Source organism: Curtobacterium sp. LFS079 (assembly GCF_047977865.1).
Classification (GTDB): domain Bacteria; phylum Actinomycetota; class Actinomycetes; order Actinomycetales; family Micrococcaceae; genus Arthrobacter.
This window is the reverse complement of record NZ_JBFPFO010000001.1, coordinates 557730-570341: the sequence shown is the minus strand read 5'-3', so window position 1 is coordinate 570341 and position 12612 is coordinate 557730. Positions and strand designations below refer to the sequence as shown.

The window sequence follows — 12612 nt, the reverse complement described above, 5'->3', positions numbered from 1 at the left end:
TCTACCGTATCCGCCCGGCGGGGGCAATGGCCAAGAAAGAGCCCTCTATGTGATCTTCACTATGAACAAAACCAATGTGACTTTCGACGGCGGCAGGGGCGTCACTTGGATACCGCGCCTTGCGCCGCGGACAGGACCGCGAACAGCTTTCCGAGCCCGGGTTCGGTGCCGGAGGTGCCTTCCGTCAGGGTCAGGTCGTCTTGGAGGGCCTCGTCCATCAGCCTTTGCGAAAGCATCGAAAGCGTCCAGCCCAGCGGCGGATCGACCGCCGGGCGGCTCTTCGGGGCGACCACCACCGAGTGGCCGCCCAGGGCGTCCAGGACTGCCTTGCTCGCCGCGTCGCACTCATGGCCCAGGCAGACGTCCGCCGACTGGCCCAGACGCTGCAGCCACGCACCGGCTTCGACCTGGTTTGCCTTCGCTTTGAGCCCGGCCAGTGGAACGGCAAGCTCCGCAACCGGCGCCGGCACTTTGGCCGCAAGGTCCACCCCCGGCGAATTGCGGATATAGACGAACACCGGGACCACGTAGGGATGCTCTGCCGTGCCGGCTTCGGGCCCGTTGTTGTACTCCTGGACGACCTCGCGCAGGCCGCCCCAGACATCGGAGACCGTCCCGAGCCCGGAGCCTTCGGCATAGCCGCCGTCGATGGCTTGGAAGGAACCAGCCGATGTGCAGCCGTCCTTCCCTTCCGCGCCAAAGGGGACCCGGCCTGCCGGGGAGATGATCGGGAACCTGGCCGAGATCATCGCCGCCGTGGACCAGCGGAGTGCCGTGTCGCAAAAGCCGTTCGCCGGGTCAAGGAAGTCAATGGACACCGGCGGACCGCCCTCCGATAGGCACTCCGGAGCCTTCCCCGGCGCCGCTTGGCCTCCCCCTGACGCCGTGAGCCTCAGCTGACTGAGGACCAGCCGGCATCCCGAGCCGGTGACCGTGGAATTGAGCATGACTGCACCGGCAGCACCCCGGGCCGCCGGGTCGAAGGGTGCATCCAGGAGCGGCGCCTGGCGCTCCCATTCGCGTTCCATCAGGGCGGCGCGATCGTGCCAGCCGAAATCGCCGCGGCTCCGGTTGGGGATCAGCAGGCCTGTGCCGCCGGCCACGAGGTCGGAGACAAGGGCGCCGCCGACGCTGACGGAGAGCGCTTCCGGCGATGCGACCGCACCGGCTGCGGTGGCCAGGCCTTTCCCTTCGCCACCTTCGCGCGGGGCATACCGGGTCACCAGCGCCAGCCCGAGCGACCCGCCGCTGACGCCGCTGGAAAGCAGCGTGGCGGTCTTGCCGCAGGCGGACTCTGCGAGCGCCCCGAAGACCTTGGTGGTCCAGCTCGCGGCGCGGATTCCGCCTCCTTCGGCCGCGACCAGGAGCATGGGACGCACCATCTTGCCGTTCCCGGCCGTCCTGTTGCACGCCGTGGATGCCTGGAGCCACGCACGGAATTCGACGTCGACCGTCCTCCGCTCCGCGGCGGCGGGCTGGCCGTCGGTGCGCGGCACGTGCATGGCGTCGCCGCCGCCGTTGATCTGGCCAAGGGCCAGCGCCGCTGCCATGAGGGACAGGAACGGGTTGGCCCGGAAACCCATCCGATGGAAGATCTCCAGCGGCTGGCGCTGCTGCGCCCAGACCACCACCGCGCCGAAAAGCAGGGCCCAGCAGCCGATGCCGAGCACCGCCGTCGCCGACACCCCCAGGAACGCGGTGAAGTACGACGGCGCCAGCAGCAACAGCAGCAGCGGCAGAGTTCCGATGGCGAGCACGGTGTGCTTCAAGTACGGCCACTGATCGATATCCCGGCGCGGATCGGGCCCGAACAGGCGCGGAACGCAGCGGAGCAGGAGGCTCCTGAGGGGATACGCGCCGGCCGCCAGGACCACTCCGAACGCCAGCAGTCCCCACACCTTGGGTTCCCAGCCTTCCGGCATTCCGGTGGTCAAGACCTCCCGGTCGACGAGGATCATGGCCGCCGGTCCGACGAAGCTGCGCACCAGGGACATGCCCGCCACCGCGATCAGCAGGACCGCCAGGCTGTCGCCGCCGCACCAGATGTCCATTGCCCGACGGCAGTCCCGCGCGTACGGGCGCATGTCCCATTTGGCGCGGAAAGAGAAGGGCGAGCCCACCACCGAAAGGAACTTCATGACGATGGACACGCCCAGCAGGAGCAGTGGAACACCAAGGAAGACCCAGAACTGCCACCAGTTGCTCACCACCAGGGGGAATCCGGACACGGCGGGGATGGCGAGTCCGGCGAGCAGCAGCAAGGGGCCCACAAGCCACAGCCGCCAGCTGGGAGGCTGATCCTGGGTGTAGGACTCCTTCCACAACTTCCAAGCAAGCACGGAACGCAGGCGCCCGATGTACTGCAGGCCCGCCGCGATGAGGGGTACCACCAGCGAACTGGCGATGAAGGGCCCGGGGGTGCCCTCGGCCCACAGCCGCTGGGAATCCGGCATTTGGTCGTTGACGCCCGGCACCGGCAGCAGGGCCAGGACCGCGACCAGGGCGACAGCCGTGACTGTCAGGCGGTGGAACTGAATTGCCCTGGCCAGCCGGAGCGAGCGGTCGAATATCCGGTTCCGCAGCAGCGGTGTGGCCAGGACGCTGAGGGCAAACAGTGCCAGGAACAGCCATTTCAGGTTGGAGACAACGCCCAGCACGGCCGCCACCGCAGGGATGGGGCCTGTATCGCGGATCGCGAGCCACAGGAGGGCACCTTCTGTGACATCCAGGGCGGCCGCAATGACCGCAATGGCCCTGGGGAGGATTGTGCCCTTCGCCAACCGGAAAAGCAGGGCTCCGTAGAGGAGTGCGAAAACAAAGTCGATGGACAAGTGGAGGGTGACCAGGGTTGTCAGCCGGGTGTGGGCCTCCGGATCCAACCCGGCCCAGACGGACCACGTATCCCGGGCGCCCCAAGCCCCGAAGCCGCTGAGGATGGTGACGCTGCTGTTCCCGCCGTCCGGGGTGACGATCCCGGCCACGAGCCGGTCGATCTCGGCCATCGCGATCCACAGGGTCACCGCCGAGACAAGCAGTGTTGCCGTAAGCCAGCGCGCCAAGCGCGGAGGTGTGGGTAGATCCGTCATGACAACCCCCAGCCGGGTGCCTCGTCCAGCGCCCCTGGGGAGACCGCGGGCGCGTGACTGAATAATGCGCCCGGCCCTAGTCCATGTCAATCGACTGTACGAACCGGTTTCCCGGGGCTGCCAGGCCGGCGGCGAGGACTCATGGAGTCACCGCGCTCAACCGGGCTTAACCGGCGCGACGCACAGCGAAATGCGTCCCCGCGTTGCCCGATGTTGCGCCGGATTTCCCCCGGTTTCCCGGGGTTTCCCGGGGTTTCCGAGCATTACCCGCTGGCTTCCCAGCCCCTTCCCCGATGCGCTTACATCGTTCCCACCGGTCCTTCGAACACGGGCCGGCTCCCCAAACCCCTAACCGGAAAGTAGCTCCCATGAAACTGCACCAGCCCCTGTTGAGCGTCGCGGCCGCCGTCGTACTTGCGCTGACGGTGAGCGGCTGCGGCGGCAACGCGGAGGCAGGCCCCGGCGGATCTTCCCAGGGCGGCAGCGAGGTGAAGGAACTGCGCTACCAAGGCTGGGCCAACTCGGTCACGTTGCCCGAACTCGCGCAGGACCTCGGCTACCTGGGCGACGTCAAGCTCAAATGGGTCGGCAACACCACCAGCGGCCCGCAGGACATCCAGTCCGCGGCCACCGGCCAGACCGACTTCGGCGGCGCATTCGCCGGTGCCGTGGTGAAGCTCATCGAGGCCGGCGCACCCGTCAAGGCCGTGGTCAACTACTACGGCGAGGACGAGAAGACCTTCAACGGCTTCTACGTCAAGGAAGACAGCCCCATCCGCTCCGCCAGGGATTTCATCGGCAAGAAGATCGCCGTGAACACCCTGGGTGCCCATGCCGACGCCGTGATCAACACCTACCTGCGCAAGAGCGGCCTGAGCGCCGAGGAGGCCAAGCAGGTCCAGCTGGTCCCGCTGCCGCCGAACGACACCGAAGAGGCGATCCGCCGCGGCCAGGTGGATGCGGGCGCGCTAGGCGGAGTGCTGCAGGACAAGGCGATCGCTGCCGGCGGGCTCCGCTCCGTCTTCAGCGACGTCCAGTTCTTCGGCAGCTTCGCCGGTGGACCCTACGTGCTGCGCACCGACTTCATTGCCAAGAACCCGACCACCACCAAAATCTTCGCCACGGGTGTTGCCAAAGCCATCGAATGGGAACGCACCACCCCCCGCAAGGACGTCATTGCCCGCTTCACCAAGATCATCAAGGAACGCGGCCGCAATGAAAGCACCGACGCCCTGCAGTACTGGAAGAGCGTCGGCGTTCCGGACGCCGGGAAGATCAAGGACGAGGACTTCACCCGCTGGGGCGAATGGCTGAAGACCTCGGGCATCGTCACCAAGGACCTCACCCCTGCCAACTACTACACCAACGACTTCAACGAGCTGGCAAAGGCAAAGCCATGACCGCCAAGATCAGCCTCAGAAATGTCACCAAGCAGTTCACCGTACGGGCCGGAAAGGGAACCGCCGCAACCACCCTCACCGCCGTCGACTCCCTGAGCCTGGACGTGCGCGACGGCGAGTTCCTCACCCTGGTGGGGCCCAGCGGCTCCGGCAAGACCACCTTGCTGGACCTCCTGGCTGGCCTGTCCACGCCCACCTCCGGCGAGGTATTGGTGGACGGCCAGCCGGTGACGGGCCCGGGCAAGGACCGGGCCGTGGTCTTCCAGCAGTACGCACTCTTCCCCTGGCGCACCGCTTCGGCCAATGTGTCGATCGGGCTGGAAGGCAAGGGACCGGACGGCCGTAAACTCAGCCGCCGCGAACGCGCCGCCAAGGCCAGCGAGTACCTCAAGCTGGTGGGCCTGGCCGGTTTCGAGGACCGTTTCCCGCATGAACTTTCCGGCGGCATGAAGCAGCGCGTCGCGATTGCACGGAGCCTGGCCTACGAGCCGGACGTGCTGCTCATGGACGAACCCTTCGCCGCCCTGGACGCCCAGACCCGCGAACAGCTGCAGGAAGAGCTCCTGCGGATCTGGCGGGCCACCGGCAAGACGATCGTGTTCATCACGCACGGCATCGACGAGGCTGTATACCTGGGCCAGCGCGTGGCCGTGCTCAGTGCCCGGCCCGGCCGGCTGAAGGCAATCGTGGACGTGGCGATCCCGGACCGCGACGGCGACGAGGACATCCGCTCCACACCCGCCTTCGTGGAGCAGCGGCACAAGGTGTGGACCCTCCTGCACGACGAGGTCCGCCTCGCCCAGGATGCCGGCCATCGCAAGATCCTGCCGGACGGCACTATTCATGACGAACCAGGCCCGGACGAGCCCGCCACCCCGGAAAGGAGCGCCGCCTGATGAGCGCAACACTGACCAAGACGGCCCGCCCCGCAGGCGGTCCGGACGCTGCCGCACGTCCCGCCGTCGGGCACGGCACTCCCCCGGGAAAGCCGGCGACGGCGGCCCTCGCGACCGTCGCTTCCGGCGCCAGGGGTGCGGCGTTCCGCGCCGGAACCTGGCTGTGGAAGGCCACCGGCATCCTGGCGTTCCTGGCACTGTGGGAAGTCGGCCCGCTATACCTCATTGCACCGTCCACCCGGGTCTTCCTGCCGCCGCTGCACGAGGTGCTGCTGGCCTGGGGAAAGCTCTTCGAAAGCGGTTCCATCCAGGGCCACCTGGCGGCGAGCCTGAGCCGCTCGGTGGCCGGCTTCGGCATCGCCGTGGCGGCCGGAGTGTCCCTTGGCCTCCTGATCGCCTGGTACGGCCGGCTCAACTCGGTACTCAACCCGCTGCTGGAACTGTTCCGCAACACGGCGGCCCTGGCGCTGCTCCCCGTGTTCACCCTGCTGCTGGGCATCGGCGAGGAATCCAAGGTGACAATCGTGGCCTACGCGGCGTTCTTCCCTGTGCTGCTGAACACGATCGCGGGTGTGAAGACCGTGGACCCGCTGCTCATCCGGGCGGCGAAGTCGCTGGGCCTGAACAGCTTCCGGCTCTTCCAGAAGGTGATCCTGCCCTCCGCGGTGCCGACCATCTTCACCGGCATCCGGATGGCCGGCACGGCGTCAATCCTGGTGCTGATCGCCGCGGAAATGGTGGGTGCCAAGGCAGGCCTCGGCTACCTGATCGTCAATGCCCAGAGCAGCTTCCTCATCCCGGACATGTATGCCGGCATCCTCACCGTCTCCTTGCTGGGCCTGGGCGTGAACTTCCTGCTCGTCGCCCTGGAGCGGCATTTCTCCCGCTGGCGCACCGCCGTCGGGGCCTGATTGCTTCCCTTCCACCGCAAACAAAACAGATAGGAAAGAAGAAATGACCGTCATTACCGAAACCAAGCTCGGGTTCACCAAGCTGGGCTCCCGCATCGGCGCCGAAATCCGGGGCCTGGACATCAGCGGGGACCTCAGCGAGGGCACCGTGGCACAGATCCGCGCGGCCCTCAACACGCACAAGGCACTGGTGTTCCGCGAGGCCAACATCCTCAGCGACGAAGCACAGGTGAAGTTCGCCAGCCACTTCGGCCCGCTCACCACGGCCCACCCCACGGTGGCCTCCGTGGAAGGCGAAGCCAACGTGCTGCCCGTTGACAGCGAGAACGGCTCGGCCAACACCTGGCACACGGACGTGACCTTCGTGGTGAACCCGCCGCAGGCTTCCACCCTGCGCAGCATCGACCTGCCTTCCTACGGCGGCGAGACGCTGATCGCTTCTTCGGCCGGCGCCTACCAGGACCTGCCGGACGAGCTGCGGAACTTCGCGGACACACTGTGGGCCATCCACACCAACGACTACGACTACTCGGTCCCCAAGAATCTGGAGCACGAAAACGCCGAGGACCGCCGCAAGGAATTCACCCGGATCAAGTTCGAGACGGCACACCCGGTGGTGCGGGTGCACCCCCTCACCGGCGAGCGCGGCCTGTTCATCGGCGGTTTCGCCCAGCGGCTGCGGATCGTGGGCCTGTCCAACACCGAGTCCCGCGACATCCTGCGCCTGCTGCAGGCCTACGTGACCCGTCCGGAAAACATCGTGCGCGTGAACTGGGAGCCGAACCAGCTGGTGCTCTTCGACAACCGCATCACCCAGCACTACGCCCCGGACAACTACGACGGCCAGCAGCGCAAGCTCAACCGCGTGACCATTGCCGGTGACATTCCGGTGGGCATCGACGGCAAAGCCAGCCAGTCGATCCAGGGCGACTCGAGCAGCTACTCCGTCGTCGCCCCGGTCTAAGTAGCACACATGTGTTGTTGTAGCGGCTGTCGCCGCGACGCAGGCCAGGAAACACGTGATCGGCCCGGGAGCGCGCTCCCGGGCCCATCTGCGTGTTCACTCCCTGATCCGCTCCAGCACATTCAGCACAATGCCGTTGGAATAGGCCCTGCTATTCGTGAGCCTGAGCTTGTGCTTGTTGAGGGCGTCGTCCGGGAACAGCCGCTTCCCGGAACCAAGGATGACCGGGAAGACCATGAGCCGGTATTCATCCACGAGGTCCGCGTCGTACAGGGCTCTGAGCAAGGTGGGGCTGCCGTTGACCAGCAGAGGTCCGCCGTCTTGCTCCTTCAGGGCCGCCACGGAATCCGCCACGTCCCCTTCGAGCACGTGGCTGTTGTTCCACGCCGGATCCTTCAGGGTGGTGGAGGCGACGTACTTGGGCATGCTGTTGAACTTTTTCGCGAAGCCGGCCTCGTCGTCCCGTTCGGGCCAGGCCGCAGCGAAACCCTCATACGTCACCCTGCCGAGCAGCAGCGCACCGGATTCCATGAGTTCCTCGAGCTTGTACTCGTACATGGCGGGGTCTTGGTCAATGTCGAAAGTCCAGCCCTCGTGTTTGTAGTCGGGCTCCCCTCCGCCCGGCCCTTCGACCACGCCGTCAAGCGAAACGAATTCGGAAACAATCACCTTGCGCATGGTGCGCCTCCCGTTGTCGGATTGCCGCTCTGCTGGAGCCCCCAGCAACGAGGGTGGCACAGCCGGGCGGTTAGCAACAGGCTTTACGGCATCCCGGCTTACGGCATCGCAGCACCCCGGGCCGTAGACCAGAGCGTGTACCACTCGATCCGGGTCATCGAGGCTGCCACCTCTGCGGCACCCGCGCAGGCGGCAATACGCTCCGGCCGCGAACTGCCCACCACCGGGGAAATCTTCGCCGGATGCTTCATGAGCCAGCCGAGGAGCACGGCTTCGGGTGTGGCACCCTTCTCTTCGGCGAACCGGGCCAGCAACTCCGCCGTCGCGCGTTCCGCCGGGGAATCGGCCGCGGAAGGCGTACCCGTGTACCGGCCCTGGGCGAGCGAACCGTAAGCCTGCAGCTCGATGCCCTTGCGCACACAGTGCTCAACCGTGCCGTGCGGGAAACCTGCGTCGAAGCCTTCCTGCCGGTTGACCAGTACCGAGCTTTCCAGCCAGGCAGCTTTGTGCAGGCTCATTTCCAACTGGTTGGCCACGACAGGAGTCTCCAATGCGTCCTGCAGGTAGTCGATCTGGACCGCGGACATGTTGGACACGCCCAGGGCCCGCACCTTGCCTTCGGCCATGAGCTGCCCGACGGCGGCCGCCACTTCGGAGGGTTCCAGCAGCGGATCGGGGCGGTGCAGGAGCAGGACGTCCAGGTAGTCGGTGCGCAGCCGCTTGAGGCTGGCATTGACGCGTTCCAGGATGGCTTCGCGGCTGAGGTTGTAGTGCCCGGGCACCCCGCCCTCAGCCAGGCTGATCCCGCATTTGCCCTGTAGCTGGATCTGCTCCCGCAGCCCGGGGCTCGCGGCGAGCACCTCACCGAAGACCGCTTCGGCCTTCCCGCGGGTGTAAATGTCTGCATGGTCGAACAAGGTGATGCCGATGCCGCGGGCGGCCTCGATCGCCGCGGCGGCCTTGTCGACGTCCCCGGAGCCGTAGTCCGGGCTGTCCCAGTCTCCGCCCAGGCCCATGCAGCCGTAAATGAGGCGGTTGTTACTCTGTGCAGTCATTCTGCAACCCTTTCACGCGGCAACGGCACCCCGCACGCGGATGGTGCGGGGCGCCGTCGTCATCAATATGGGGAGATCTAGCCGAAAAGCCACGCGGTGGTGGCACCGGGAAGCTTGCCGCCGTCCAGCGCCGCGCTGCTGACGACGACGGTCCCCTCCGGCAGCTCCGCGGCATCGGTGCCGAAGTTGGTCACGGACTGCCAGCCGTTGGGGCGGCGGAAGTGCAGCACCTCCGGGTTGGCGTTCGGGATCCATTCAAGGCTTTCGCCGGACTGCAGTTCGGTGCGCAGGGCGAGGGCCTTGCGGTACAGCTCCAGCGTGGAACCCTCCACGCCGTCCTGGACGTCCGCGGCGTAGGCGGCGAACCATTCCGGCTGGGGCAGGTGGGCTCCGGCCTCGCCGAAGCCGAAGGACGGGCCTTCGGCGGTCCAGGGCAGCGGCACACGGCAGCCGTCGCGGCCGACCTCCACGCCGTTGTTGCGGAAGAAGGAGGGGTCCTGGCGCTCGGAGTCGGGGATCTCGCCGCCGACTTCCTGCAGGCCGAGTTCCTCGCCTTGGTACAGGTACGCGGAACCCGGCAGGGCGAACATCAGCAGCGACGCGGCGCGGGCACGGCGCAGGCCGAGCTCGACGTCCACGTCCTCCTGCCGGCCGCCGTCGAGCAGCCACTGCTTGCCGGCCTGGCCCGCCATGATTTCGTCCTCATCGGAGGGCTCCGCAACCGGAAGACCGTAGCGGGTGGCGTGCCGGACGACGTCGTGGTTGGAGAAGACCCAGGTGGAGGACGCACCGGAGGCGGCCGCCTCCGCGAGGTTCTTGGTGATGATCTTCCGGAACTGGGCGGCGTCGAAATCGGCCTGCAGCAGGTCGAAGTTGAAGGCTTGGCCCAGTCCTTCCGGGCTGGCGTAGCGGGCGCGACGGTCCGCGTGCACCCAGGCCTCGGCGACGGCGGTGCGCGGCGGGTTGTACTCATCGAAAAGCTTGCGCCACTCGGCGTAGATCTCGTGGACCTCGTCGCGGTCCCAGTACGGGTGGGAACCGTCAAGGAAGCCGTCCGTGCCGTGGGCCTTGGCCTTGAGGTCTGCCTTGGAGGGCAACGTCCCCTCAAGGTTCTTGGTCAGGGCGTGGGCCACGTCGATGCGGAAACCGTCCACGCCGCGGTCGGACCAGAAGCGCAGGGTCTTCAGGAAGTCCTCGCGGACCTCCGGGTTGTCCCAATTAAAGTCCGGCTGCTCCTTGGCGAAAATGTGCATGTACCACTGGCCCGGCGTGCCGTCGGGTTCGGTGATGCGTTCCCAGGCCGGGCCGCCGAACACGGAGTCCCAGTCCGACGGCGGCAGCTCGCCGTTCTCCCCCAATCCGTCCCGGAAGATGTAGCGTTCACGGGCGGCAGAACCCTTCGGCGAGGCCAGGGCCTCCTTGAACCATTCGTGGCGGTCCGAGGAGTGGTTGGGCACGATGTCCACGATCAGCTTGATGCCGGCCCCGTGCAGGGCCGCTGACATGGCGTCGAAGTCCTCAAGGGTGCCGATCTTCGGGTCCACGTTGCGGTAGTCATCCACGTCGTAGCCGCCGTCGGCCAGGGCCGACGGGTAGAAGGGGCTCAACCAGACGGCGTCGACGCCCAGGGCCTTCAGGTACGGGACCTTGGCCGTGATGCCTTTGAGGTTACCGATCCCGTCGCCGTTGGAGTCGGCGAAGCTGCGCGGGTAGATCTGGTAAACCGAGGCTTGGCGCCACCAGTTCGGGTCGGCCATGCGCTCGGCGTCGGTGCGGTTTGCCTTTGCGGCGATGGTGGACAAAATGTCTTCCTTTTCTTGGTGGTTGTTTTGGCTATGTGGTCTTGATGCGGTTGTCAGGCGCGGATCCAGGCCGTGGATTCGCCGGGCAGCGTGCCGTCCTGGAGGCCGGCGCTTGCCAGGAGCACCTCGCCGCCCGGCAGTTGCGCGGGGGCGGTGCCGAAGTTGGCCACGACGTGCCAGCCGCCGGGCCGTTCGAAATGCAGGACGTCCGTGCCGGCTTCGTGCCAGGCGAGTTCCTCGGCGCCCTGGAGTTCCCGGCGCAAGGCCAGGGCCTGGCGGTAGAAGGTCAGGGTCGAGGATTCGTCCGCGGCCTGGGTGCTGGCGGCGTAGCCGGCGAACCATGCAGGCTGGGGCAGGTGCGCTCTGTCCGCACCGAAGCCGAAGGAAGGCCCGGTGGGCTCCCAAGGCAGCGGAACACGGCAACCGTCCCGGCCCAGGCCGTCGTATTCTGCACCACGGAAGAACGAGGGATCCTGGCGCCGCTCAGCCGGGATGTCTGCGACCTCGTGAAGTCCCAGCTCCTCCCCTTGGTACAGGTAGGCGGCCCCGGGAAGTGCCAGCATGAGCAAAGTGGCGGCCCTGGCACGGCGGATGCCGCCGTCGATGTCCAGGTCCTCGCGCGGCCCGCCGGCCTTGATCCATTCCGTCCCCTGCTTCACATTGCGCCCGTTCAGCGGCGGCAATCCGTAGCGCGTGGCGTGACGGGTGACGTCGTGGTTCGAGAAGACCCAGGTGGAGGTCGAACCGGTGAGGCCGACCTGCTCGAGGTTGTCGCCGATGATCCGGCGGAACTGGGCGGCGTCGAAATCGGCCACCAGCAGGTCGAAGCTGAACGCCTGGCCCAGGCCTTCGGGCAAGGCGTACTTGGCCCGCCGTGCGGCGGACTCCACCCAGGCCTCGGCCACGGCGAAGCGCGGCGGGTTGTATTCGTTGAAGACTTTCCGCCACTCTGCGTATATCCCGTGGACCTCGTCGCGGTCCATCAGCGGGTGGGTTCCGGAGGTGCTGTCCATCAGCTCGAGTTCGGCCCGGCCGGGCAGTTCCGCGGGGAGGTCCTTCACGAGCAGGTTCGCCACGTCCACCCGGAAACCGTCCACGCCGCGGTCGGCCCAGAAACGCAGGGTCTTCAGGAAGTCCTCGCGGACCTCGGGGTTGTCCCAGTTGAGGTCCGGCTGCTCCGGGGTGAAGGTGTGCAGGTACCACTGCCCGTCGGCCACCCGGGTCCACGCCGGACCGCCGAAGGCGGCCACCCAGTCCGACGGCGGCAGCTGGCCGTCCTCGCCCTTGCCGTCACGGAAGTGGTACCGCTCGCGTGCGGGCGAACCCTTGGATGCGGCGAGCGCTTCCTTGAACCAGGCGTGGCGGTTGGAAGAGTGGTTCGGAACGATGTCCACGATCACCTTGATGCCGGCCCCGTGCAGGGCGGCAGCCATGTGGTCGAAGTCTTCCAGCGTGCCGATCTTCGGATCCACGTTGCGGTAGTCATCCACGTCGTAGCCGCCGTCGGCGAGCGCCGAGGGGTAGAACGGGCTCAGCCAGACGGCGTCGATCCCGAGCTCCTTCAAGTACGGCACCTTGCCGGTGACGCCCTTCAGGTCCCCGATGCCGTCGGCATTCGAGTCGGCGAAGCTGCGCGGATAGATCTGGTAGACAGCCGCCTGACGCCACCAGTTGGCGTCCGCCGTTGCCCGGGCATCGGGCTGCTCTGCCTGCTTGGCGGTGGTGGACAAGTTTCCTCTTCCTGGGGGTGGCTTCCGGTTCATGAATTCCGGCCCGGTAGTTGATTTTGAAGCTAAATTTACTTCTGTAGTAGTTTCTGC

Annotated in this window: 9 protein-coding genes; 4 read left to right on the top strand and 5 right to left on the bottom strand. The window is 66.9% G+C overall.

All coding sequences use genetic code 11. The annotated features are described in order from the left end of the window. Positions 1–101: 101 nt before the first annotated feature. Positions 102–3086: a hypothetical protein gene (locus ACNQPB_RS02615; protein ID WP_498748854.1), complete on the bottom strand. Its 2985-nt coding sequence runs from the start codon at positions 3084–3086 to the stop codon at positions 102–104. A 368-nt stretch (positions 3087–3454) separates the two neighbouring features. Between ACNQPB_RS02615 and ACNQPB_RS02610 the strand changes: the two genes are divergently transcribed. The 4 genes from ACNQPB_RS02610 to ACNQPB_RS02595 are packed head-to-tail and all read left to right on the top strand — an operon-like array spanning position 3455 to position 7257. Further along, positions 3455–4486, top strand: a complete 1032-nt coding sequence (locus ACNQPB_RS02610) for an ABC transporter substrate-binding protein (RefSeq protein WP_498748852.1) — start codon at positions 3455–3457, stop codon at positions 4484–4486. Then, a complete protein-coding gene (locus tag ACNQPB_RS02605; protein WP_498748851.1) occupies positions 4483–5382 on the top strand; it encodes an ABC transporter ATP-binding protein in 900 nt (299 codons plus the stop codon). The genes ACNQPB_RS02610 and ACNQPB_RS02605 overlap by 4 nt, the downstream gene beginning before the upstream one ends. Beyond that, the gene (locus ACNQPB_RS02600; RefSeq protein ID WP_498748850.1) at positions 5382–6293 is read left to right on the top strand and encodes an ABC transporter permease; all 912 of its coding nucleotides are present in this window, start codon (positions 5382–5384) and stop codon (positions 6291–6293) included. The genes ACNQPB_RS02605 and ACNQPB_RS02600 overlap by 1 nt, the downstream gene beginning before the upstream one ends. A gap of 43 nt (positions 6294–6336) precedes the next feature. Then, positions 6337–7257 carry a TauD/TfdA dioxygenase family protein gene (locus ACNQPB_RS02595; protein ID WP_498748848.1) on the top strand — a complete coding sequence of 307 codons (921 nt, stop codon included), beginning with the start codon at positions 6337–6339 and terminating at the stop codon, positions 7255–7257. 96 nt (positions 7258–7353) lie between these two features. On the opposite strand, the gene ACNQPB_RS02590 is transcribed toward ACNQPB_RS02595, so the two are convergent. The 4 genes from ACNQPB_RS02590 to ACNQPB_RS02575 form a co-directional block, all read right to left on the bottom strand. Continuing rightward, on the bottom strand, positions 7354–7935 hold the full coding sequence (locus ACNQPB_RS02590) for a dihydrofolate reductase family protein (RefSeq protein ID WP_498748846.1): 582 nt from the start codon (positions 7933–7935) through the stop codon (positions 7354–7356). A gap of 98 nt (positions 7936–8033) precedes the next feature. Further along, positions 8034–8990 (bottom strand): aldo/keto reductase, encoded by a 957-nt coding sequence (locus ACNQPB_RS02585; RefSeq protein ID WP_498748844.1) that lies wholly within the window; start codon positions 8988–8990, stop codon positions 8034–8036. Positions 8991–9067: 77 nt separating this feature from the next. After that, complete coding sequence (locus tag ACNQPB_RS02580) at positions 9068–10747, bottom strand: glycoside hydrolase family 13 protein (protein ID WP_498749086.1); 1680 nt, start codon at positions 10745–10747, stop codon at positions 9068–9070. A gap of 98 nt (positions 10748–10845) precedes the next feature. Continuing rightward, positions 10846–12522, bottom strand: a complete 1677-nt coding sequence (locus ACNQPB_RS02575) for a glycoside hydrolase family 13 protein (RefSeq protein ID WP_498748842.1) — start codon at positions 12520–12522, stop codon at positions 10846–10848. Positions 12523–12612: the final 90 nt, after the last annotated feature.